Source organism: Raoultibacter timonensis, from assembly GCF_022845715.1.
GTDB lineage: Bacteria > Actinomycetota > Coriobacteriia > Coriobacteriales > Eggerthellaceae > Raoultibacter > Raoultibacter timonensis.
On sequence record NZ_AP025564.1, the window covers coordinates 749,940 to 771,799 of the forward strand.

Sequence of the window (21,860 nt, forward strand, 5' to 3'; positions counted from 1 at the left end):
GTGTCGGACCCGCAGGCCGCACAGCCGAGCCGACGCCCGGTTTGCCAAGCAGCGCCGCCATAGCGAGCGCTCGTACCGTGCGGCTTGCCGCTGTGCGATTGGTCGTCTGCAGCACGGCGCAGGGCCGCTCATCGCGGATACTTGTGGAGAAACGCGGCTAAATGGGAGATGCGATGGGCGAAAAGCCGCCCATTCGTATTGACGTGCTCATTTCGTCATCTTACAATGCAAAGGTTCGCTTTCAAAAGCCCCGTGTGGCAGATTTGATGCGGAAGCGCAAACGGTTGGAGTCCAGACCAGCCCGGCGCGTCGGCGTAGGAACCCGGCATCCGTATGCGTCTGCAACTTTTGAAAACAAACACCCCGCAGGTCGGCAACCGCTTCTCAGACCGCGGGAGCAAGCAATATGGAGGAAATGAAGTGAAGACGTATTACGCAAAGCCCAACGAAGTTGAGCGCGAATGGGTCTTGATCGATGCAGCTGATCAGGTTCTCGGCCGCGTCGCCACCAAGGCCGCTCATATCTTGAAGGGCAAGCACAAGCCGCAATACACCCCGCACGTCGATACGGGTGACTTTGTCGTCATCATCAATGCCGACAAGATCCGTCTGACGGGCAACAAGGCAGCTGCCAAAGAGTATTATCGTCACAGCGGTTTTCCGGGTGGGCTGAAGGTCGAATCCTTCGAAGAGGCTATGGCCAAGCATCCCGAGCGCGTGATCGAGCATGCCGTCAAGGGCATGCTTCCGAAGAACACGCTCGGCCGTGCAATGGGCAAGAAGCTCAAGGTCTATGCCGGTGCGGAGCATCCGCACATGGCCCAGAAGCCCCGCGAGATCAAGATGGAGGATAACTAATGGCAGGCGAAGCTTTGTATTACGGCACCGGCCGCAGGAAGAACGCCATCGCCCGCGTTCGTCTCGTTCCCGGCACCGGTAAGGTTACGGTCAACGGTCGCGAGGGCCTCGACTACTTCGGTCGCGAAGCGCTCGTGAACTACGCGAAGTCCCCGTTCAAGGTGACCGACACGATGGATCACTTCGACGTGATCGCCACGCTCAACGGCGGTGGCATCTCGGGCCAGGCCGGCGCTCTGCGCCACGGCATCGCCCGCGCCCTGCTCGAGGCTGGCGACTACCGCGGCGAGCTCAAGCGTGCGGGATACCTCACGCGCGACTCCCGTATGGTCGAGCGCAAGAAGTACGGCCTCAAGAAGGCCCGCAAGCGCCCGCAGTTCAGCAAGCGCTAAACTTACTTCAATGTCATGGAAGCCCCCGATTTCGGGGGCTTTCTTGCGCTTGGATGCTGTGGCTTTGGCGGTGGGTCTTCTGAAGCGGCGATGCCCGGCGAAGTGTGGGGGCGGAGCGCGATGCGTCGGGCTACGAATCTAGGTGCGCGGTGATGCTGGAAGCATAGAGGCTGTCGATGCGATCGTACAGGGTGTCCAGCACGCTCAGGGTGATTTCGACGTCCCTATCGCCAATACCGTCGTAGAGGTGCAGCACTGCTCCGTACATGGTTCGATAATACTCGTGGACGGCCGCTATGCCCTTATCGGCGAGTATGGCACGAATTGCTCTGCTGTCCTTCTCGTCGGGCAGAATGGTCACGTACCCGGTGCTTTCGAGCTTTTCGAGTATTTGGCGGGTGTTCTGGTAGGAGCTTTCATTCGCCTCTGCGAGCTCGTTGAGGGTCGGAGGATTATCGAAAGAGTAGATGATGGGGAGCAGAAGCAACTGGCTGCCCGATAGGTCGCCGACGGGCATGCGTCTGAGCCGCTTCATCTTGTTGCTGAAGCTAGCCAGCTTTCTGATGAGCATACGTTTCGGTGTCATAGGGTAGTCGGGACGCATCGCATTCCTCCTCGGTTGCGGACGCACGGGTGGCTTTCCCCGATTGTACTTGCCACATAAAAAAATAGCAGAAGTTACCTAAATTATGCATGATCGTCGAAACGTAGCAAGGCAGCGCTTCGATGGCGGATCGACGCGGCGCTAGATCGGGCGGCGTTTGCAATGGTCGACCTAGGCAGCGCTCCCGAGGGCGAATTGCGGCAGTCGTGTTTTCGGTTTCGGTTGACGGTGACTGCCCTGCGATGCTTCTCTGCCACAGCCCCGAAACACAATTTCTTGCACCGAACTCGCAATACCCGTAACGGTAATATATTGCAGAATGACTGAGCGCTGCTGTGGAGCAGCCTCTCAAGATGCGGTGTCGCGTTGCGTGGCCTAGCGGAGTCAGGCCGGCTCCTTGGGAACCGGCCTGATCGAGGTGTGCTGATGGGAGCCGTTTGCCTATAGCCCCAGAGCGTGGTTTACGGCAACCCAGCCCATAACGCTTCCTGCGCCGATGCTGATGCCGCCATGCACATAACGGCCGCCGGAAACGCCCGATGAGCAATTGCCCGCAGCGTACAGACCGGGTATAGGCTCGCCCATCGCGCTCATCACCTGAGCGTTTTCATTGATGGTCAATCCTCCGCCGGTTCCGCAGGTGCCCGGCACGTACACGGCACCGTAGAAGGGGGGAGTGGAAAGCGGGGCGAGGCAGGGATTCGCCAGATCGGTTCTGCTGCCCGCCATCACGCCCGTTGTAGCGACGTCGAGATGCTTTTCTCCGCGATGGTAAACCGGATCGATTCCCTGCTCGGCGTTTTCGTTGAATCGGGCAATCTCATTCGCAAGGCCCTCAGGATCGATGCCGAGCTTTTCTGCAAGCTCTTCGAGGGTATCGGCTACTACAAAATGGCTGGGAACCTCGTCCCCGCTGCTTTCGCTGCCGTAGGTTTCGTCGAAGTAGCCGCCATCCATGGAGCCGACGGTGTGACCCGGCATAGAGTAGGTGTTCCAGCAGGCCGAATCGCAGATGAGGTACGATGGGATGTTGATGTGCTCCATTTCGCCGTTATCGTAATACGAGAAAGCACGAAAGAACGAATCGTAGGCGGTTGCCTCGTTACCTATGCGGTGACCTTTCCTGTTGACCACGACAGCACCTGGAAGGCCTCGGTACATCGCCCAGTCGGTACCCGCGATCTCTTGGGCGATCGTACCGGTTTCGATGAGCTCTTTTGGATCCTGACCCGTCGTGAGAACGGCGGGCGCTCCCCAGCATGAATCCATGAGGGATACGTCGGCGCCGATAGCCATGCCCATTTTATGCCCATCGCCCGTGTTGGTGGCAACGGCGTTAGTGGCGAGTATCTTGAACGGCATGTGCTTGGCGCGCATTTCGTCGTCATGATCGAAGCCGCCGGTTGCGAGAAGGACGGCGTCGGCCCTGATTGCGATTTCATCGCGCCCCGAAGTCGCTTTTACGCCGATTACGGCTCCCGAGCTGTCGGTGACGAGCTGCGTTGCCGGTGTTTCCATCATGATTTCAACGCCTGCTTCTTCGAGTGCCGCTTTCAGCTCGGTCCACATGAAGGCAGCGCCGGTCGAGCCGTCGTCCTTGGCGAATCCCAAGCTTGCGCGTCCGAATGGCGCCCATCCCTCAACGGGCTCGTAGTAATCGCTGAACAACGGGCTGGGGTTGCATTGCCAGCCCATGGTTTCGAGCATCCAGTTCAAGAAATCGTTTCCGTTGGTGGCGAACGACTCGACTACGGCCGGATTAGCGCGACCTTCGCTTGCGTTCTGGAAATACTTCAGAACCTCTTCCAGCGAATCCTCCGCACCGGCAGCTTTTGCCACGTCGGTAAGCGGTATGGCCATTCCGCCGCCCGAGGTTGCGGCCGTGCCTCCCCACATGGTGCCCTTCTCGAGGAGGATAACCGATTCTGCACCGAGCTTCTTGGCTGCCAAAGCTGCAAATGCGCCCGTGCCTGAACCTGCAACGACAATGGTCGCTTCCTTATCCCATGCGATGTTCTCGCTTCCCGTCGCGCTGGACCCGCCCTTTTCTCCGCCGGGGGCGCAGCTTGCGAGCATTCCCGCTGCCCCCATGGCGACGCTTGAGAGCGCGGCTGCTTTCAAAAAGTCGCGCCGTCCGATCGTTCCGTGATTTTCCATCGGTAACCTCTCTTTCGTGTTGCCGGCTTCATCGTGCCGACCATCCCTCTTAAGGCTGCATACGACCATGACGGGGTTTCCGTACGGGTGCCGTATGCTGGGATTAGATTACCGAGCGAGCCAAAAGAAACCATCTCTCGAAAACGACGATTGTGGTGGTTTTTGTCATCCGAAAGTTATGATTACTCGGTTCGGCGGCGACTGGTGCGGGGGTTTATCTGCTTCCGTTCTTGAAGAGGTCGATGAGCTCTTGCTTCGTTCGGACGTTGAGCTTTGCATAAATGTGTTTGGCGTGGGTTTTGGCCGTACCCTCTGAGATAAACAGTGCATTCTGTATGTGCCGAAGGCTTCGGCCTTCGAGAAGCAGGGCAGCAACCTCGGTCTCCCTTTTCGTGAGGCCGTACTGTCCAGCTATCTCTTCGACGAGCTGGTCGGGGGTGCTCGGCATGGTTTCCGGGCGGTCTATCCAAGTGCTTTGGAACAAAAAGAAGCTCATCATAACTGCGGCGGCGAGGACGAACGATACGGCTTCGGGAATTTGGGGCGCCATGCGCATGGCGAACGATCCCAACAGCGAGCCAAAGGCCCATGAGAGGTTGACCAGAGAAAAGTACATCGCTTTGGGCAAGCGCAGGCCCGATGAGGCTGTGATGGCGAGAGCCATGTAGAGCAGCTGCATGGTCGGGTAGGTCGGCATGGGGCTGTGGAACAGGTCGTTTAAGCCCGTCGGAACATGCAAGGCTCCAGCGACGAACACGAAGCCCCCGGCGATGCCGAATGCGCACACGAGAACATTCGGCGTGGTCACCAGTGTTTTTAAGGAAAAAGGACGCATGTTTTTAGTTGGAGCGGAAGGTGTTTTGAGCCCTGCCAGGAGAGCGCACGGCGCAACGATCATGAAGATATCGCGCAAGATTTGGGAGGATTCGGCGAGAATCAGATTCAGAGCGTAAAACATCACGAGGGACTCGGTCAGCACCGTTGCGAGCATGCGGATGTTGTCTGACTTTGCCAGGTTGTCGAGTCGGAGCAGCTGGCAGGCGCATGCACTGAAGGACAGCACTGCCAGCGTAGCGTGCTGAACGACGGTCCCCGACAGATCCAAAAGCCCGACTGCCGTTAAAAGCGCACAGGCGCTGCTTGCAACGATCGGTGCAAGAATGCGAAACCGCTGCGGAAAGGCATCCCACTTCAAAAGCAGCACAAGTGCGGCAATGATGATGCCAAGCACCCCTTGGCCGTACCATGACGCTTCCGTTGCCATGGTGAGGATGGATCCTTCGGCGTGAGAGGTTTGGTAGAACCAAACCCAGATGGCGGCATCGACGAGTGCGATCTTGGACGAGCGCGAAAAATCAATGCGTTCCGACTGCAAATACACCTGCATTTTTTCCCTCCCGATTTGAAAATCGTCCCTTTCGGATGATCCATTTCGGCCATATAGCCTTTTTCGTGAGATCGATCCCCGGGCCGATCCACGATAGCATCCGAGCTACCCGATTCGTCGGAAAAGGTATGAGCGATGAAAGGCCCCACGCCGTATCGCCGATGCCGATTCTAACGCTTTCGCTCGTTTGACGCCAGACGAGACTGGGCGAAGGCGGATCGGGTGCCCGAAAACGAAAGGAGGACGTATGGGAGAACCGGATGGCGTTTCTCGCCGAGATTTTCTGAAGGTTGGTGCGGTTGCCGGATGCGCTGCGATGACCATGGGAGTTTTAGGGGGATGCGCCGAACAGAATACGGCGCCGGAGGCACTGGTCGAGGAACCCGAGGATGCGCCGAAGGAGGATGCCTCTGCCGAACAGGCTGCTGCACCGATGATATACCTCATCGATCGCATGGTCGTTAAGCCTGGCAAGGGGCGAGAGGTGCATGATGCTTACCTGGAAAGACTCGAAACCGTTGCGGCGGAGAAGGGCATGACGCTCGAGCACGCCATCGTTGCGCCTCCGATTTGGCTCACCGATGCCGAGAGCAACAATACCCTTGAATTCATATGGTCGTTCGAGGGGTATGGGAAACTGGCTGCAGCCATCTCCTATGGCGATGCGAGTGTGACCGAGTGGTGGCGCGGGCTCGAAGAGAGCCTTGAGAGCAGGGATCGATCCTATTTCTCAACCGAAGCCGACGTGGAGGTGCTGAACCGATGATAAACGCCCTGTATATCGTTAAATTTGCCGATGGCGTATCCGTTGAGCAAAAGACAGCCATGGCGGATGCGGCGCGAAAGCTGTGCGAAAGCGTTTCCGAGGTGGGTATTTGCGAGGTCGTGCCCGATGATTCTCCTACGAATCCCGGAGATCTGTTTTGCGAGATGGCGTTTCGTGAGCGGACGGATTATGATGCCGCTTCGTCAACCGGCGCTTGGGACGAGCTGAAGGCGACCGTTTCAGAAGAAGAACTTGCGGCCGACGTAACCTTTGTGGCTTATGGTCCCGGAGATGCCAACCTCGGCAAAGGCGAGTGCACCTGCCATCGGGTTATGCTGATGCGTCTCGTGGACGGAGTCGCCCCCGAGGTGATCGATATGATGCGCCGCCGCGTGCTCAAGGTCGGAGAATACGTTCCGGGACTCGTCAGCACGCAGATATCGGAAGTTTTCGAGTCGAGCGGTTCCGTTGATTGGAACTATGTGTACGATTGCGATTTCGATACGCCTGCGACCTTCCTGGGAAAGTACATGACCTCCCCATATCATTGGGGGTACTTGCGGCTTGTGCAATCCGACTGCGTCGAATGCGTGGCCGACATGCAATTGACCCCCTACGTTGTTACCGAGAAAGCTTTTCTTACCTCGCTATCGGATTAAGCTCGGCGTTTTGCCGAGACGCAAGAAAGCCGAGGCCCTCGCTGGGCCTCGGCTTTCGTATGCGGCCGTCGAGCGCTCCGATCGACGGCCTTTCGATGGGGTCTCGCCCGTTTACTTCGAAGGCGTTACGGTATTGACGCGGTCGGCTTCGGGCATGGGGCCGGCGAGGATCTCGAGGTCGGCTATCTCCTTGTCGGCATCGCCGCCCGCTGCGTTGATGCCCGCGATGCGGCCGAAGGTGAGGCAGCGGCCATGATTGGTGCCGGGGCAGATGGTGGGGTAGTCGTTCGAGAAGTACTGGCCGCCCGCGGCTCCCGCAACGTAGAGGTTCTCGATGGCCTGGTTGTTCTCGTCGAGGATGTGGCAGGCGGTGTCCTGGCGCAGGCCGCCTGACGCGGCGAGTAGGGTGGATACGAGTTGTCCGGCGAAGTACGGCGGCGTGTCGACGGGCCACATGATCTCGGGACGCTTGCCGAAATCGTCGTCGTTGCCCTTGGCGCAGAGCTCGTTGTAGCGATCGACCGTTGCCTTGAGGTTGTCGGCGGGTACGCCGATCTGCTCGGCGAGCTCTTCGAGCGTGTCGGCCTGGAACAAAAGCCCCTGCTTGATCTTCTCTTCGCGCAGCTTGAGCTCGACCTCCATGTCGAAGGGAACGCCGAAGCGGCGGTACTGCTGGTCGGACGAGATGCCGCCTGAGCGCCCATCGTTGCACGATTCGGCGAACGATTCAAGGGAGTTGGCGTCGTAGATGGTGAACGCCTTGCCCTCGGGCTGGAACGATTTGACGCACGATTTCGACTGCGTGTTCACGTCTTCGTTCATGAAGCGGTTGCCCTCGGCGTTGACGTGGAGGAAGTTGTAGCTCTGGGCGCCCGATTCGAGATGGATCGTCGAGCAGTGGGGTTCGGACTCCTGCATGGCCCCGCCGATCCACATGGCCTGCTTGTGGAGGTCGCCCGTGGAGATGCCGAAGGGAATGTACAGGCGGCTGTCGGCGTTCCAGGTGAACGGCTGGTAACGGGTGCGCATCTCGTCGTCGTCGAGGTAGTCGCCCGATGCGACGATGACCGCCTTGGCGTTGACCTGGGTGTAGCTGCCCTCTTCGCCGATGATCGCGCCGGTCACCGGGCCGTCGCCGTCGCGGAGCAGGCGCACGCACGGGGTGTCGTAGCGGTATTCGACACCGAGTTTCTCGCCCTGTTCGATGACGGCGGGGATGAGCACCGCCATGCCGAGGCCGGTGGAAACGCCGTCGAGGTATACGAAGTCGGTCGTGTCGTCGTAGAAGAAGTGCGTGATGGGCTCCTCGGTGTAGTCGGGGCCCTTGTAATAGCCCGCCCAGAGGGTCGGATGCAGGCCCGAATCGGCGACGAGGTCTTCGAGCCAGTCCATGCAGGCACCGGACTTCTTGGCGAATTGCCAGAGCAGCGGCTCCTTCACGCGTCCCGTCGCCCATTCGGTCAGGCGGCGCACGATATGGGCGTAGTCGGCTTCCTCGAACCAACCCTCCTCGACGTACTGCTTCACCATGCGCGAACCGTAGGCGGTGATGTGCCCGCCGCGGCCCGACCAGGTGGAGGCCTTGTCGATGCAGAGCGTCTTAGCGCCGTATTCGGCGGCGGTCGTCGAGGCGATGGCACCGGCGAAACCGCAGCCGACGACGAGCACATCGACGTCTTCGGTGCCCGTGATCTGATCGGCGGGAATCTCGGCCGGCGGCGTCATGAACGACCATTCGACGGCTGCGTTCGCGCCGAGCGGGTTACCCGCAAGCGATGCCGCGTCGCCGGCAGCCTTGCCGTTGGCGGCTCCGTTCGACGACCCGGTGGCCGGTGCCTCGTTGTTCGGCGCGCAGCCGACGAGCCCCGCTCCTGCGGCGCCGATGCCGGCGAGTCCTGCCCCGATGAGAAACTGCCTGCGCGATACTCCCGTTGCCTTCTTGTTCATGATGCCCCTTCCTCCCGTGAAGTAGGTTTTGCGGCGCTTTGCGCCCTTCTATGCGTTGGCTGATCTGTGTTTGCGCCGGCTTGATGAAGCATCGGCGCCAGATCGCTTCCGTGAGATCACCCTAGCCTCTGACGAGGTACTATGCATCCCCCGGCTGCGGGTAACTTGCGAGGGGACGCCATCTACCCCCGCGGGGGTAGATGCAGAATCGGGTGTGCAAAGCGACGATGGGGCAGGTGTGGTAGTATTTCCACACGATGCGCTTGAAGCCGGGGGTGCGAGGGTTATGGGTCGAACGAGGGAATCGCAGGATGCAGCACTCACCGAATCGCGTGAGCGCAAAACGATTCTGCGCGATTTCGGCCAGGAGATCGCGGCGCGCTACCGTCTTTCGATCGGGTTCGGTTTGTTCTGGGCGTGGGTGTGGCTCGTGTTCCAGACGACGTTTTTCAGCCTGGCGTTCCTCGTCGAATCGGGCGTGCCGATACCGGGCTGGATCATTCCCCTCTCGGCGTACGCCGTGACGTTTCTCGTCCTCGGCGCCCTGTTCAGGATCAAGCGCGTGGTGCCGAGGGGTTCGTGGTACGTGCGGGCGATACCTGCGGTTATGTCGTTCGGGACTCTCGTGTGCGGCATCCTCACGTTCTCGCCGCTGCTCAACCCCGCGGTCAACTCGGTGGTTTTCTGCATAGGCGGTCTGCTCATGGGGGCGGGTACGTCGTGCTTCCATGTCGAATGGGGCCGCATGCTCGGGCATTTGGGGCCGCGCAAGACCATCCTGCACGGCATCGTGGGCACGGTGCTCGCGGCGGCTTTCCTCGTGTTCATCACCTCGTTTTCCACTGTGTTTCTCTGGGTGATCGCGTTTTTCATCCCGATTCTCAGCATGCGGTTGCTTGGAGCGGAAGCCCGATCGGTCCACCATTTCTATCCGCCGGTAACCGACGTGCAGCTCAACGTGCCGCGTCGCTTTCTCGCCACCTCGTTCACCCAGGGGCTTTCGCTCGGCATCGTGCAGACGATTCTGCTCACGGGCAACTACGATGGGCCCGTTGTCGCCCTCACGGCTTCGAGCTTCGCCCTATCGGCGGTGATCCTGCTCGTATGCGCGTTGTTCTTCCGCATGGATTTCAACCAGCTCATCTATCAGGTGGGTTTTCTCGTCATGGCGCTCGGTTACCTGCTCATGTCGCTCGTAACGCCCGATTTTATCGGCGCGCTGCTCGTGCAGATGACGGGGTATCGGTTCGTGGACATCATGATGTGGGCGCTGTGCGTCTATCTGATCAAGCAGCGCGGCCTGCCGACGAACTGGGTGTTCGCCATCACCACGTGCTTTTTGCTCTTGGGACAGCTCACCGGCGCGGTGCTCGGGTCGGCCACGATGGCGGTCATCCCGCTATCGGGCGAGGGAGCCTACAGCCTTTCGATCGTCATGGTGTTCGTGCTGCTCGCGCTCGCTTTGCTGCTGTCCGATCGGAAGAACCTGCAAACGGGATGGGGCATGGTCCGTCCCGGCGATGCCGAGTCGCCGCCCGGCAACTTCGAGATGGGGTGCACGCTCGTGTGCCGCAAATACGATCTCACCGCACGGGAGGAAGAGGTGTTCGCGCTTCTGGCGAAGGGGCGCAACCGCGCCTACGTCTGCAGCGAGCTCACGTTGTCGAAGGAGACGGTGAAAACCCATATCCGCAACATCTACCGCAAGATGGGCATCCACTCCCAGCAGGAGGTGTTCGAAGCCGTCGAGGCCGAGCAGAGAAGCTTCGGCTTCGAGGAGGAGGCGCCGCACGAGATGCGGATCTGAGGCATTTGCATTTCGGGTGCCGATCATGCGCCCGTGATCAGCCCATATCGATATTCCCTATGGACGAAGATCAAGAATGTGCACAAACCGTCCAAGAAGCTATATCATGTGTTCGAGAAAAATCTAACTGAATAGGAGACAGCATGCTTTCCGAGCGCATTCTTTCGCGCCTGATCCATACTATGACCAAGAGCCATCTCGCACTGAACCCGACCGACGAAACGATGATGCCGCCCGCCAACCCCGGGCAGAAATACATGCTGTACATGCACGTTCCCTTCTGCGAGCGTCTATGCCCGTATTGCAGCTTCAACCGCTATCCGTTTCGGGAGGAGGTTGCTCGTCCGTATTTCGAGAACATGCGCAAAGAGATGATGATGCTCAAAGACCTGGGCTACGATTTCGAGAGCATCTACGTGGGCGGGGGTACTCCCACCGTCATGATCGACGAGCTGTGCGAGACGCTCGACCTCGCCCGTGACAATTTCGACATCAGGGAAGTCGCGTCCGAGACGAATCCGAACCACTTGACGCAGCCGTGGCTCGACAAGCTGAGGGGCCGCGTTCAACGCCTTTCCGTGGGCGTGCAGAGCTTCGACAACGATTTGCTCAAGCAGATGGACCGCTACGAGAAATACGGCAGCGGGGAAGAGATATTGGAGCGCATCGCCGAGGCCGAATCGTATTTCGATTCCCTGAACGTCGACATGATCTTCAACTTCCCTTCGCAGACCGAAGATGTGCTGATGGCGGATTTGGAGAAGATCGCTCTCAGCGGGTGTCGGCAGACCACGTTCTCGCCGCTGTACGTTTCTTCGGCAACGACGCGCAAGATGGCCGCTACGCTCGGCAAGATGGATTACGATCGCGAATACCGCTACTACCAGCTTCTCGACGGCGTCTTGGCCGATGGCGACGATCCCCTTTTCCGCCGTACGACCCTGTGGACGTTTACCCGGGGCGACGAAGAAGAGAAGAAGGAGAAGCCCGCCGACGCTCCGCAGATCGAGGAGTACCAGGTGAACTACGACGAGTATCCGGCTATCGGTAGCGGCTCCATCACCCATCTGAACGGGTGCCTCTACGTCAACAATTTCAGCATCAAGGATTACAACGCCGCCATCGAGAGCGGACGCATGTCCATCATGGGAAAGACCAATATGAGCAAGCGCGATCTCATGCGCTATCGCTTCCTGCTCGATCTCTACAAGCTTCGGCTCGATAAGAAGCAGTTCAAACGCGATTTCGGCTGCAGTGTCGAAGCGGGGCTTCCCATGGAGATGGCGTTCATGCGCGTAAACAAGGCGTTCGAGACCGATAACGACGAAGAGCTGACGCTCACGCCCATCGGACGCTACCTTACCGTTGTCATGTACCGGCAATTCCTCAGCGGCATGAACAACCTGCGCGACCAAGCGCGCGCCGCGCTCAAAGGAAGCGAACGCGAGCTGCTTTTCGGCGACGGGACTCCTGCGTAAGACGAGTACGGGGTTCTTCCGACCCGCCCGTCTGCCTCGCCGACAGCGGTTTGCCGAATAACCGATATTAGCGTGGACATGCGGGCGGTCGGACGCCATCAATGCTAGAATACGTGCCACACGATTTTCAGGAGACGCCTATGTTATTGTGCGCACATTATATTCTGCCCATAACGTCCGAGCCGATCACCAATGGTGCTGTGCTCGTGCGCGACGGAAAGATCCGCGACCTCGGCAAGGCCGACATGCTGAAACTGCGCTACCCCGACGAGGAAGTCAAGGACTTCGGTCTCGCTGCGGTAATGCCGGGCCTTATCGATCTGCACACCCATCTCGAGAATGCGGTCATGCGCGGCGTAGTGCACGACGTGCCCTACGCCACCTGGATCACTTCGGTGCATGAAAAAGGCAGCCGCATGGAGGCGGGCGACTGGTACGATTCGGCTATTCTCGGCGGTCTCGAGGCGCTGTCTTCGGGTATCACCTGCGTCGCCGACATCACGCCGACCGGCGCCGCCTGCACGGCCACCCAGAAGCTCGGCCTGCGCAGCGTGATCTACCGCGAGGTCGGTGCGCTCGACAAGCACCGCGTCGACTACGCGATGAGGCTCGCCGAACACGATATCGCCCATTGGAAAGAAGAGGTCGATTCGAGCCGTATCACCATCGGCATCGCGCCCTCGGCCCTCTACGTCTGCCACCCCTCGATGTTCGCCCGCGTCGCCGAGCTTGCGACCAAGCACGACATGCCGGTTGCCATGCACCTTGCGGGCAGCCGCGAGGAGTACAACTTCATCAAGTACGGCTCGTCACCGTTCTCGGTGCACGAAATGGATCAGAAGCGCGGCTACGTGGAGATTCCGCCATGGCTTCCCACGGGCACGACTCCGATCCGCTATGCACTCAACTGGGGCGCGTTCGATGCGCCCAACGTGCTCGCCATCCACTGCGTCCACATCGATGCGGAGGATATCGAGAAGCTGAAAGAATACAATGTGGCGATCGCCGCCTGCCCGCGCTGCAATGCGCAGCTCGGCATGGGCGTCGCTCCGATCAGCGAGTTTCTGCGTGCGGGCCTGCGCCTTGGTCTCGGCACCGATTCGCCTGCGGCTACCGATTCGACCGATATGCTCGCCGAAATGCGCATCGGCATGCTCGTGCAGCGCGCGGTCAACGTGGGCAAGTTCCTCGATTCCCAGACCATGCTCGAGATGGCTACGATCGGCGGAGCGCGCGCCCTCATGCTCGACGATAAGGTCGGTTCGCTCGAGGTGGGCAAAGAAGCCGACGTTATCGCGGTCGACCTGTCCGGTTCGCATCAGACCCCGTCTTCCGATCCGGTTTCCGCCGTGGTGAACACCTGCAGCGGTGCGGACGTGCTCATGACCATGGTCGCCGGCACGATGCTGTACGAGAAGAATCACTGGCATGTGGACGTCGAGGTCGCCAAGAACATCGCTCGCGTGATCGAGATACGTGGAAAACTGAGGATGTAAATGTCGAACAAGCAACAAAAACTCACCGCTCAGCAGAGAAGCGAGCGCATCAAGGCCGCCCAAGAACGCGAGGCGCGAGCCAAAGAAAAGCGCGAGAAATCCGAGAAGCTCAAAAAGACCTTCATTGTGATCGTCGCCGTGATCTTGGTGCTGGCTCTTTCGCTTCCCACCATGGCGCTTATGGTGATGGGCGGCGGTTCGTAGGATCTTCGGCGTACTCGCAGCGGGTTACCCGTCTGTGGAATAATGCTCATGCGCGTTTCCGAGGGTATCGAACCGAGGGTTTGTGCTACTATGATTCGGTTAAAGATCGATGAGGTGCGAGCGTAGCAAGACGAGCTTGTGCCATGAGAATGTATAGGGGTTACCTTGTTTGGTATCAGTGGAATCGAGTTTTTCCTCGTGCTGCTGTTCGGGTTCCTCGTATTCGGACCCGATAAGCTTCCCGCGATTGCGAAAACGATTGGAAAAGCAATCGGCAAATTCAGAAGCGCTCAAGAGGAGATGAACAAGGTCATCAAGACCGAGGTGTACGATCCTACCTCCGACGAGCCCTTCAAGAACCCGCTCGACGCTCTGTCGAAGATCAGCGAGGTCGGCAAGAAGGACGAGGAGAAGACCGAGAGCTTCTCGGAGCGCAAGGCGAAGTACGACAAAGAGCGTGCGGCGAAGAAGGCTGCCGAAGAGAAGAAGGCGGCCGCAGGCCCGACGGCGGCCGCGGCCGGTGCCGCAGTAGCGGCCAAGAAGGCGACCGACGGTGCAAAGGCCGACGAGAAGCCCAAGCCGTCCGCCGACGAGTTGTACGGCAACAAGCCCGCAGCTGCCAAGAAGACCGCAACCTCGACGACGGCCAAGGCCGATGCAAAGGCCGATGGGACCGAATCCGTTGCGAAGAAGCCCGCAGCAAGGGCTGCGGCGGCAAAGCCAACGGCTGCCAAGTCCACGGCGGCGGCGAAGAGCTCGTCTGCCGCAACGTCGACCACCGCCGCGAAAACCACCGCTTCGAAAACGGCTGCGACCGCAAAGCCGGCCGCGTCGAAGACGACTGCCGCCAAGACCGCATCGGCGGCTAAGACTTCGACTGCCGCTACCAAGACCGCTTCTGCCGCTAAATCGGCGGCATCGAGGACGACCGCTGCGAAGGCGACTGCCTCCAAGGCGACTGCCGCAGCAAAGCCGGCAACGTCGAAAACCACGGCTGCGAAATCGGCCGCATCGAAAACGGCAGCCAAACCCGCAGCTTCGAAGACGGCGGCCAAACCAGCGGCGAAATCCTCTGCAGCCAAGCCCGCTGCAAGCAGCAAACCGACGACTGAGGAAAAGGGGGAATAAGCTATGCCTATCGGTCCGGCGCGTATGCCCCTTTTCGACCATCTGAGCGAACTGCGCATGCGTCTTGTGCGCATCCTCGTTTGTTTGGCTGTGGCAGTGTGCGTTTTCTACCTGGCAACACCGACGATTTCCGAATTCCTGATCGCGCCCATCCGCGATTATCTTCCCACCGATCTTATAGTCATCGATCCGTTCGAGCCGTTTGCGCAGCGTTTCAAACTGGCATTCTGGACTTCGCTCGTGGCTTGCATGCCGGTAATCTTGTGGCAGATACTCGCGTTCTTCCTTCCAGCGCTCAAGCCCAACGAGCGCAAGTGGTTCGTCCCTACGTTCGCTGCGGCCGTCGCCCTGTTCATCTTCGGCACGGTGTTCTGCTACCTCATCATTCTCAACCCCGCATTTGAGTGGCTTACCGAGCAGGCGGTAGGCTGGGAGATCATGGCGCGAGCCAGTTCGTATCTCGATATCATCATCAAGTTCGAGCTCGGCTTCGGCTTTGCATTCGAGCTGCCGCTCATCGTGTTCTACCTCGTTATCTTCGACGTGGTGCCGTACAAGAAGCTCCGTAACAGCTGGCGTACCGTCTACATCGCCCTCATGGTCATCTCGGCCATGGTGACGCCCGACGCCTCGCCCGTTACGATGCTGCTCATGTTCGCCGCCCTCGTCGCGCTGTACGAAGCGAGTTTGTTGATCTCTCGTCTTGTGCTCGGTAAGCGCATCAAGGAGCAGACGGCGGCGTACGAGGCCGCCCAAGCCGAAGAGGCGGAATGGCAAGAGGAATACGCTGCCATGAAGAAGGAGCGCAAGAAAGACAAAGACTAACCTCGTGCGCTCGCGATAGGTTTGACTACGTTGATCGGTGTTGCGCTCGGCATAGGGCGCAACACCGATTACACTTTCAGGTACGAAACACCGCAGATATGCCGCCGCGGGCGGATCGCTGCGAGAGCGAAAGGTTCATCACGTGCACGAATTAGGCATCATGACCGGCGTCATGGAATCGGTCGAGACCGCTGCCAAGGATGCGGGGGCCGATAAGGTTCTCAAGATCAGCCTTTCGGTTGGAGTTATGACCGAGGCGATCGAGGACGCGCTCCGCTTTGCGTTCGAGGCGCTCTCCGAAAACACCATCTGCGAAGGCGCTGAATTCGAGATCTCCATGATTCAGCCCAAGAGCCTCTGCCTCGAGTGCGGCGTCGAATACGAGCACGATCGATTGCACATGCTCTGCCCCGAGTGCGGCAGCTTCGCAACCAAGCTGCTTGCGGGCAAGGAACTGCAGATCGATTCGATCGAGGTTGACATTCCGGATGACGAAGGCGGGGCCGACGATGTCGATGCCCTGGAACAGAAACCCGCTGACAGCGAGAGTGAAGGAGCGTAAAGCATGCAGATAGACATCAAGCAGCCGATTCTCGGCAAAAACGACGAGCTGGCAAAAAAGAACCGCGATCTGTTCGCTCAGCACAACGTGTTCGTGCTCGATCTGCTCGCGAGCCCCGGTTCGGGCAAGACCTCCACAATCCTTGCGACGATCGATGCGCTTCGCGACGAGTTCAACATCGCCGTCATCGAGGGCGATATCGCTTCGAGCGTCGATGCCGAGAAGATCAAGGCCCAGGGGATCGCCGCCGTGCAGATCAACACGGGCGGTGCCTGCCACCTCGAAAGCGACATGATCCGTCGAGCGGTCGATGTGCTCGATCTCGAGCGCCTCGACCTTATCATCGTCGAAAACGTGGGCAACCTCGTATGTCCCACCGATTTCGATCTGGGCGAGAACATGAAGGTCATGATCCTTTCGGTTCCCGAGGGCGACGACAAGCCGCTCAAGTACCCGGGTGTGTTCCAGGCATCCGAGGCGGTTATCCTCAACAAGGTCGATACGATGCCCGTATTCGATTTCGATCGCGATGCGTTCTACGCTTCGGTGAACCAACTCAATCCCAATGCACCCATCTTCCCTATAGCCGCAACCAAGGGCGAGGGAGTCGCCGAGTGGGCCGAGTGGCTCGCCGAGCAGATTCGCGCGATTCAGTAGCAGTAACGCGCCGGCAATACGCTCGAAACCTTCGCAGCCTATACTGGATGCATTACGGCGGGCGGCTGTGCGGCTGTCTGTAGCTTGCGGCGTGGAAAGGCGGGAGCATGCAACCTCAGGAAATGTACGAAGCGTGCGTAGCGGCGCTCAGGAAGTACGCCGATAACGCCGGGTTCACCGATGCGGTCATTGGGCTTTCGGGCGGTATCGATTCGGCCGTCGTTGCCGTGATGGCGGTCGATGCCCTCGGCGCCGAGCGCGTGCACGGCGTACTGCTTCCCGGACCGTACTCGAGCGAGCATTCGGTCGAAGACGCCCAAGATCTGGCCGATAACCTCGGCATACGCGCGCAGACCATCTCGATTCTCGAGCCGTTCGAGGCGTTCGAGCGCGTGCTTGCCAAGCCGTGCGGGGGAGAGCTTACGGGGCTCGCCGCCGAGAACACCCAGGCGCGCTGTCGCATGGTGTGCCTGATGGCCCTCTCGAACGCATTCGGATGGATGCTCGTCAACACGGGCAACAAGAGCGAGGCGATGATGGGCTATTCGACGCTGTACGGCGATACCGCCGGGGCGTTTGCGCCGATGGGCGGCATCTACAAGACCGATGTGTACCGCATCGGCAAGTGGCGCAACGGCAAGGCCGCCCGGGACGGGTTGGTTGTACCCATTCCCGAAAGCACGCTCGTGAAGCCGCCGAGTGCTGAACTCGCTCCCGATCAGCAGGATGAGCGAAGCCTCGGCATCGCGTACGCCGATCTCGACGAGATCCTGATCGCCGTGCTCGAACACGGAAGGTCGGTCGACGAGGTTGTTGCGCAGGGGTTTTCCGAGGATGCGGTACGCGATGTGCTCGCAACGGTTGAGCGCTACGCGTTCAAGCGCGCCCTAGAGCCGCCGTATCCGAGCATTCCGTTCTACCGATAGCGCCTCTGGGCCGGATCAGCTGGACGAAGCGGTCTTGTCGGCATCGTCCTTCTGCTGTTCCGTCTGCGCATCTTCCGAAGCCAGCTCTTCGACGAGGGCTTTTCCGACGATCATGCCGAACGCCGCGTTCGAGGCAAGGCCGTTCGCGCTTTCGGCAGCGCACGATCCGCAACAGTATACGTTCGCAACGGGCAGCGAGGTCGCATTGACGAGCTGCCCCGCGTCGTTGGTTTTCAAGCCTCCGAGCGTCTTGTATCTGACGGGGAACTGCTTGATGGCGTAATACGGCCCGCCGACTTCCTCAAGAGCCGATTCGCGGCCGAACGCCCCGTCCTTCTTCGCTTCGACGGCTTTTTCGTACTCTTCGAAGGTGCCCTCGAGCGTCTCGGTCTGCACGCTTATGGCCGAGGCGAGATCTTCGAGCGAATCGAACGGCCCCACGATGCGTTTTGCGTACTTGCTCGATACCGAGGCAACGCTTCGGGAGAGGAGGCCTTCGGAGAGCTGCTTGCCGAACACCGTCCACCAGAAGCCGAATCCGAGCGATACGCATTCGGCGGCTGCTTTCCCTACCTGATCTTCTCGGGCGAAACGGACGCCCTGGGGCGAAAGGTTCACGGTCGGCCCGAATACGCCCCAGGCGGAAACCCGGGGGATGTCGCCGGTGAGCAACGCGGGCTGGCTCATGTCGGCCGTCTGACCGCCGAGGGTCGCGCCGAGGGCGATGCCGTCGCCGGTGGATGATACGGTCAAGCATCCGATCGTCGTTTGGTCGGGCGTGTTATCGCTGATCATCTGCTGGTTCGAGCAGAACCCTCCCGATGCCAGGACGATTTTACGCGCCTTTACGTCGAGTACCGTACCTGCTTTGTCGGAGTAGAAGCGCATGCCTACGGGGTTGTTCGCGCTATCGAGGATGAACGCGGTTGCGCGCATGCCGAGGGTGAACGACACCCCTTTGCCCGAGAGTCCCTCCTTGATGGGGGCCATAACGCTTTCCATGTCGCCGATGCCCTTTTTCGGAAGCAGGATCGATTCGGTCGTCGCGCTCTTCGCGTACTCTTTCGGATCGGCGAACTTGGCGTGGTAGTCGTTTGCGGCGCGATCGATCCATTCGGTTTGCGCCATGACGAGGCTCTGCTTGAAGTGGAGGTCGTCGGTGTTGCCTTCTTCTTCGAGCTGCGCCTTGCGTTCCTTCCAGGCGTCTTCGGCCGTTTTCGTTATACCCGCCCCTTGCTGGACGGACGTGCCCGAAACGTAGAACAGGCCGTTCGCTTCGTAGCTTTCGCCGCCGAGCAAGTCGCGCTTTTCCACCACGAGGACCGAGCGCTTCTGTTCGATGGGATCCATGGCAGCCGAGAGACCGGCGATGCCGCTGCCGACGACGAGCACGTCGACCGTTTCCGAAAACGATATTGCGGGGGAGCCGACGACGTTTTCGCCCTGCGTCGGGTCAGCCGTTTTGGGAGCGACGATCTCGGTTTCGCATCCGAACAGGGCTCCGCCGATCGCCAGGGTGGCGGCAGACGCTCCGGCAAGCTTGAAAAAGTCGCGTCGTTCCATTGAGGCGATCGTGTTCCTTTCGGATGCAAGCCGAACAGCGCTTCGGCGATACGTGTACGAGGATCACCGAGTATAGGGCCCTGCGGGCGGGTTTGTCACCACCCGTTTTGCCGAACGTCGCAATGTCTCCATCAAAGCCTCGGCATACGGGATGAACGGTTGGCGGACGGCATGGGCGGGATCGCGGGCGCCTCGTTCAGCTGTTGCTCTGCTCGGGGCGAGGGGTGCCGCGCTGTGCCAGGCAAAAACGAGGTCTTCGGTGCCCGTCGTATTCCGTACATAGTTACAGTTTGAATATACTCTTGCCAGAGTATGGCGAAAAGCCCCTCATCTCACCTACTATACCCGTATGGAAGATTTTCTTATAAACAGCAAAAAGCTCACTGCCGCCGATTGGCTGTTCGATGCCGCCGTCGCGCTCGGTGCGTTCGCGTTCGGCTGCGCACAGCTTCTTTTGACGCTGTCGTCGGTCGTTATGCCCGATGAGCTTTTCCGCCAATTGCTCGGCATACCGAACTCCATGCCGCAGACGGGGGCGTACGTTGCCGTAGGCTTGACTACGCTGCCGCTTGTGGCGCGGCGCAAATCGCCTTGGCTCGTTTTCATCTTCGTGATGATAGCCTTTCTCGGAACGCAGAGCGTTTTGAACGGATATACGCTTGCCGTGCTCGGCCCGATCATCGCGCTGTTCACGATAGCCCATGAGCGCGATCGCACGGAGGCCATCGTTGCCACCGTGCTCGCGGTTGCCTCGCTGCTCTTCATTGCGCCGCCGACGAAGAGCGAAAGCCTGGCCGATCTTATGCGGCTGCAGAACGTCACGTACATGGTGGCTGCCGCGCTCGGCGGTTTCGCCCTGCGCACCCATCAGGAGTACGTGCTCGAAACCGAGCAGCGCGCCATCGCGGCGGAGAAGAGCCGCGAGGAAGAGGCTGCCCGCCGTGTCGAGGCGGAGCGCGTCCGCATCGCCCGCGAAATCCACGACATTACGGCTCACTCGCTGTCGGCGGTGAGCATTCAGGCTGCGGCGGCCGATCGCCTTATCGACAAGGATCCGAAAGCCGCCAAAGAGGCCATCGGCACGATCCGCGCAACCTCGAAGGACGCCCTCGAGGAGATACGTAGCATGATCGGCGTGCTTCGCAGCGGCGATGCCCAGGCCGAAACGGCTCCGACTGTGGGAACCGAGCGTATGGCCGATATCGTCTCGTACCTCGAGGATGCGGGCATCGAGGTGGACTACGACGCTTCGGGCTTCGATCGCGAACGGGTTCCCGCCTATATCGATGTGGCGCTGTTCGGCATCGCCCGCGAAGCTGCAACCAACATCGTGAAACATGCGCAGGCAAGCCACGCTTCGATTCGTCTCGCCGTCGATGGCGAGACGGTGCGGCTTTCCGTCGAGGACGACGGGTGCGGGCGCAGCGACGAGGGCGCAACCGACGGGCACGGCATCGAGGGTATGAACGAGCGGGTGAGCCTGCTCGATGGCACGATAACCGCGCACAACCGCGCGGGCAAGGGATTCGCCGTGCGCGTGGGCATCCCTTTGACCGAAGCTGGGAGGAATCATGGCTGAAGAACTCATCGGGGGCTCCGACCTCTACAACGATAAATACCGGGAGATGCAGGAGCGCTTGCGCCAGCGCAGCGAAGAGGCTGCGCGCATGGCCGACGAGGCGCTCAGCCGCGGACCCGAGCTGCGCGTGGTGATCGCCGACGATCAGGATCTCGTGCGAAACGGGTTCAAACTCATCCTCTCGTCGTTCGAGAACCTCAAGGTGGTGGGGGAGGCGAGCAACGGGCGCGAGGCGGTCGAGCGCGTGCGCGAGACGAAGCCCGACGTGGTGCTCATGGATATACGCATGCCGATCGAGAACGGCATCGAGGCGACGGCGGAAATCACCGCCGATCCCGAGCTGGCTGATACGCACGTCCTGATCCTGACGACCTTCGATATCGACGAATACGTGTACGACGCGCTTTCCGCCGGGGCGAGCGGGTTCATGCTCAAAGATTCCGAGCCCGACGATATAGCCGATGCCATCGAGGTGGTCGCCCAAGGCGATGCCCTCATCCAGCCTTCGATTACGCGTAGGCTCGTGGAAACGTTCGTCGAATCGCGCACGCGCAGGGTTCATTCCGAGACATCGCTTTCGGTGCTCACCGAGCGCGAGCGGGAAATCCTCGCTCTTGTGGCGCGGGGCCTCACGAACGACGATATCGCGTCCGATCTCGTTATCTCTCCGGCAACGGTCAAAACCCATGTGGCTCGCATCATGTCGAAGCTCGGCGCACACGATCGCGCGCAGCTCGTAGTGCTCGCTTACGAGAACGGGCTTGTGGTGCCGGGGTCGTGAAGCTGGGGTACGATGTGTAGAGTCCTTGTGAAACCTAAGTCAAAGAGACTTAGGTTTTCTCAAATTGGGTTGCATTCCCTGCCG

Annotated in this window: 20 protein-coding genes; 15 read left to right on the forward strand and 5 right to left on the reverse strand. The window is 59.9% G+C overall.

Annotated features, from left to right (window positions below):
• Positions 1-420: 420 nt before the first annotated feature.
• Complete coding sequence (gene rplM, locus MWL89_RS02930; RefSeq protein WP_102379091.1) at positions 421-858, forward strand: 50S ribosomal protein L13; 438 nt, start codon at positions 421-423, stop codon at positions 856-858.
• Positions 858-1,250 carry a 30S ribosomal protein S9 gene (gene rpsI, locus MWL89_RS02935; protein ID WP_102379090.1) on the forward strand — a complete coding sequence of 131 codons (393 nt, stop codon included), beginning with the start codon at positions 858-860 and terminating at the stop codon, positions 1,248-1,250. The genes rplM and rpsI overlap by 1 nt, the downstream gene beginning before the upstream one ends.
• A gap of 130 nt (positions 1,251-1,380) precedes the next feature.
• Here rpsI and MWL89_RS02940 read toward each other — a convergent pair whose 3' ends face one another.
• The 3 genes from MWL89_RS02940 to MWL89_RS02950 all read right to left on the reverse strand — a co-directional run bounded on the left by MWL89_RS02940 (position 1,381) and on the right by MWL89_RS02950 (position 5,398).
• Positions 1,381-1,854: a MarR family winged helix-turn-helix transcriptional regulator gene (locus MWL89_RS02940; protein ID WP_244411695.1), complete on the reverse strand. Its 474-nt coding sequence runs from the start codon at positions 1,852-1,854 to the stop codon at positions 1,381-1,383.
• A gap of 441 nt (positions 1,855-2,295) precedes the next feature.
• Positions 2,296-4,011 (reverse strand): FAD-dependent oxidoreductase, encoded by a 1,716-nt coding sequence (locus MWL89_RS02945; RefSeq protein ID WP_244411696.1) that lies wholly within the window; start codon positions 4,009-4,011, stop codon positions 2,296-2,298.
• 214 nt (positions 4,012-4,225) lie between these two features.
• On the reverse strand, positions 4,226-5,398 hold the full coding sequence (locus MWL89_RS02950; RefSeq protein WP_244411697.1) for a helix-turn-helix transcriptional regulator: 1,173 nt from the start codon (positions 5,396-5,398) through the stop codon (positions 4,226-4,228).
• 247 nt (positions 5,399-5,645) lie between these two features.
• Between MWL89_RS02950 and MWL89_RS02955 the strand changes: the two genes are divergently transcribed.
• Together MWL89_RS02955 and MWL89_RS02960 are read left to right on the forward strand one after the other, a co-directional pair.
• Positions 5,646-6,164: a twin-arginine translocation signal domain-containing protein gene (locus tag MWL89_RS02955; RefSeq protein WP_244411698.1), complete on the forward strand. Its 519-nt coding sequence runs from the start codon at positions 5,646-5,648 to the stop codon at positions 6,162-6,164.
• Positions 6,161-6,823, forward strand: a complete 663-nt coding sequence (locus MWL89_RS02960; protein WP_102379085.1) for an antibiotic biosynthesis monooxygenase family protein — start codon at positions 6,161-6,163, stop codon at positions 6,821-6,823. Before MWL89_RS02955 ends, MWL89_RS02960 begins: the two co-directional genes overlap by 4 nt.
• Before the next feature lie 111 nt (positions 6,824-6,934).
• On the opposite strand, the gene MWL89_RS02965 is transcribed toward MWL89_RS02960, so the two are convergent.
• Entirely contained in the window at positions 6,935-8,770 is a 1,836-nt protein-coding gene (locus tag MWL89_RS02965; protein WP_244411699.1) for an FAD-dependent oxidoreductase, read from the reverse strand.
• A gap of 238 nt (positions 8,771-9,008) precedes the next feature.
• Between MWL89_RS02965 and MWL89_RS02970 the strand changes: the two genes are divergently transcribed.
• From MWL89_RS02970 to nadE, 9 genes are all read left to right on the forward strand, one after another.
• Positions 9,009-10,577: a LuxR family transcriptional regulator gene (locus MWL89_RS02970; protein WP_244411700.1), complete on the forward strand. Its 1,569-nt coding sequence runs from the start codon at positions 9,009-9,011 to the stop codon at positions 10,575-10,577.
• Between the two features lie 143 nt (positions 10,578-10,720).
• On the forward strand, positions 10,721-12,055 hold the full coding sequence (locus tag MWL89_RS02975; RefSeq protein WP_244411701.1) for a coproporphyrinogen III oxidase family protein: 1,335 nt from the start codon (positions 10,721-10,723) through the stop codon (positions 12,053-12,055).
• A gap of 140 nt (positions 12,056-12,195) precedes the next feature.
• Positions 12,196-13,551, forward strand: a complete 1,356-nt coding sequence (locus tag MWL89_RS02980; protein ID WP_102379082.1) for an amidohydrolase family protein — start codon at positions 12,196-12,198, stop codon at positions 13,549-13,551.
• Positions 13,552-13,755: a CASC3 protein CASC3 gene (locus MWL89_RS02985; protein ID WP_102379081.1), complete on the forward strand. Its 204-nt coding sequence runs from the start codon at positions 13,552-13,554 to the stop codon at positions 13,753-13,755. It abuts the gene before it with no gap.
• Between the two features lie 165 nt (positions 13,756-13,920).
• Positions 13,921-14,883, forward strand: a complete 963-nt coding sequence (locus MWL89_RS02990; RefSeq protein ID WP_244411702.1) for a Sec-independent protein translocase subunit TatA/TatB — start codon at positions 13,921-13,923, stop codon at positions 14,881-14,883.
• A gap of 3 nt (positions 14,884-14,886) precedes the next feature.
• Positions 14,887-15,708 carry a twin-arginine translocase subunit TatC gene (tatC, locus tag MWL89_RS02995; RefSeq protein WP_102379079.1) on the forward strand — a complete coding sequence of 274 codons (822 nt, stop codon included), beginning with the start codon at positions 14,887-14,889 and terminating at the stop codon, positions 15,706-15,708.
• A 142-nt stretch (positions 15,709-15,850) separates the two neighbouring features.
• Positions 15,851-16,270 (forward strand): hydrogenase maturation nickel metallochaperone HypA, encoded by a 420-nt coding sequence (hypA, locus tag MWL89_RS03000; protein ID WP_244411703.1) that lies wholly within the window; start codon positions 15,851-15,853, stop codon positions 16,268-16,270.
• A 3-nt stretch (positions 16,271-16,273) separates the two neighbouring features.
• Entirely contained in the window at positions 16,274-16,927 is a 654-nt protein-coding gene (gene hypB / locus MWL89_RS03005; protein WP_244411704.1) for a hydrogenase nickel incorporation protein HypB, read from the forward strand.
• Positions 16,928-17,034: 107 nt separating this feature from the next.
• Positions 17,035-17,853, forward strand: a complete 819-nt coding sequence (gene nadE / locus MWL89_RS03010; protein WP_244411705.1) for an NAD(+) synthase — start codon at positions 17,035-17,037, stop codon at positions 17,851-17,853.
• Between the two features lie 15 nt (positions 17,854-17,868).
• Here the strand turns inward: nadE and MWL89_RS03015 are convergent, their stop codons facing one another.
• Positions 17,869-19,416 (reverse strand): FAD-dependent oxidoreductase, encoded by a 1,548-nt coding sequence (locus tag MWL89_RS03015; RefSeq protein WP_244411706.1) that lies wholly within the window; start codon positions 19,414-19,416, stop codon positions 17,869-17,871.
• Positions 19,417-19,765: 349 nt separating this feature from the next.
• On the opposite strand from MWL89_RS03015, the gene MWL89_RS03020 reads away from it, so the two are divergent.
• Both MWL89_RS03020 and MWL89_RS03025 read left to right on the forward strand, forming a co-directional pair.
• The gene (locus tag MWL89_RS03020; RefSeq protein ID WP_244411707.1) at positions 19,766-20,995 is read left to right on the forward strand and encodes a sensor histidine kinase; all 1,230 of its coding nucleotides are present in this window, start codon (positions 19,766-19,768) and stop codon (positions 20,993-20,995) included.
• Positions 20,988-21,776, forward strand: a complete 789-nt coding sequence (locus MWL89_RS03025) for a response regulator (protein WP_244411708.1) — start codon at positions 20,988-20,990, stop codon at positions 21,774-21,776. Before MWL89_RS03020 ends, MWL89_RS03025 begins: the two co-directional genes overlap by 8 nt.
• Positions 21,777-21,860 lie beyond the last annotated feature (84 nt).

Bases quoted from the DNA above. Each gene is read 5' to 3' on its own strand.
- rpsI (WP_102379090.1), top strand. From the start codon at position 858: ATGGCAGGCGAAGCTTTGTATTACGGCACCGGCCGCAGGAAGAACGCC.
- MWL89_RS02940 (WP_244411695.1), bottom strand. From the start codon at position 1,854: ATGCGTCCCGACTACCCTATGACACCGAAACGTATGCTCATCAGAAAG.
- MWL89_RS02945 (WP_244411696.1), bottom strand. From the start codon at position 4,011: ATGGAAAATCACGGAACGATCGGACGGCGCGACTTTTTGAAAGCAGCC.
- MWL89_RS02950 (WP_244411697.1), bottom strand. From the start codon at position 5,398: ATGCAGGTGTATTTGCAGTCGGAACGCATTGATTTTTCGCGCTCGTCC.
- MWL89_RS02955 (WP_244411698.1), top strand. From the start codon at position 5,646: ATGGGAGAACCGGATGGCGTTTCTCGCCGAGATTTTCTGAAGGTTGGT.
- MWL89_RS02960 (WP_102379085.1), top strand. From the start codon at position 6,161: ATGATAAACGCCCTGTATATCGTTAAATTTGCCGATGGCGTATCCGTT.
- MWL89_RS02965 (WP_244411699.1), bottom strand. From the start codon at position 8,770: ATGAACAAGAAGGCAACGGGAGTATCGCGCAGGCAGTTTCTCATCGGG.
- MWL89_RS02975 (WP_244411701.1), top strand. From the start codon at position 10,721: ATGCTTTCCGAGCGCATTCTTTCGCGCCTGATCCATACTATGACCAAG.
- MWL89_RS02980 (WP_102379082.1), top strand. From the start codon at position 12,196: ATGTTATTGTGCGCACATTATATTCTGCCCATAACGTCCGAGCCGATC.
- MWL89_RS02985 (WP_102379081.1), top strand. From the start codon at position 13,552: ATGTCGAACAAGCAACAAAAACTCACCGCTCAGCAGAGAAGCGAGCGC.
- tatC (WP_102379079.1), top strand. From the start codon at position 14,887: ATGCCTATCGGTCCGGCGCGTATGCCCCTTTTCGACCATCTGAGCGAA.
- hypB (WP_244411704.1), top strand. From the start codon at position 16,274: ATGCAGATAGACATCAAGCAGCCGATTCTCGGCAAAAACGACGAGCTG.
- nadE (WP_244411705.1), top strand. From the start codon at position 17,035: ATGCAACCTCAGGAAATGTACGAAGCGTGCGTAGCGGCGCTCAGGAAG.
- MWL89_RS03015 (WP_244411706.1), bottom strand. From the start codon at position 19,416: ATGGAACGACGCGACTTTTTCAAGCTTGCCGGAGCGTCTGCCGCCACC.
- MWL89_RS03020 (WP_244411707.1), top strand. From the start codon at position 19,766: ATGGAAGATTTTCTTATAAACAGCAAAAAGCTCACTGCCGCCGATTGG.
- MWL89_RS03025 (WP_244411708.1), top strand. From the start codon at position 20,988: ATGGCTGAAGAACTCATCGGGGGCTCCGACCTCTACAACGATAAATAC.